This window comes from Paenibacillus xylanexedens (assembly GCF_007680605.1).
GTDB classification, from domain to species: domain Bacteria; phylum Bacillota; class Bacilli; order Paenibacillales; family Paenibacillaceae; genus Paenibacillus; species Paenibacillus xylanexedens_B.
This window is the reverse complement of sequence record NZ_VEIO01000076.1, coordinates 1-299: the sequence shown is the minus strand read 5'-3', so window position 1 is coordinate 299 and position 299 is coordinate 1. Positions and strand designations below refer to the sequence as shown.

The 299-nt window shown below is 54.5% G+C and carries 1 rRNA gene; it reads left to right on the top strand.

Annotation, left to right across the window (positions count from 1 at the left end):
• A 23S ribosomal RNA gene (locus tag FS818_RS28455) occupies positions 1-299 on the top strand; the annotation flags it as partial.

The following is a 299-nucleotide window of genomic DNA, read 5'->3' as shown; positions in this document are numbered from 1 at the left end:
CTCCGAGACGGATCCCGAGTAGTGCGGGGCACGTGAAACCCCGTATGAATCCGGCAGGACCATCTGCCAAGGCTAAATACTTCCTAGCGACCGATAGTGAAGCAGTACCGTGAGGGAAAGGTGAAAAGCACCCCGGAAGGGGAGTGAAATAGAACCTGAAACCGTGTGCTTACAAAAAGTCAGAGCCCGTTTTAGGGGTGATGGCGTGCCTTTTGTAGAATGAACCGGCGAGTTACGTTCCCGTGCAAGGTTAAGGTGAAGAGCCGGAGCCGCAGCGAAAGCGAGTCTGAATAGGGCGA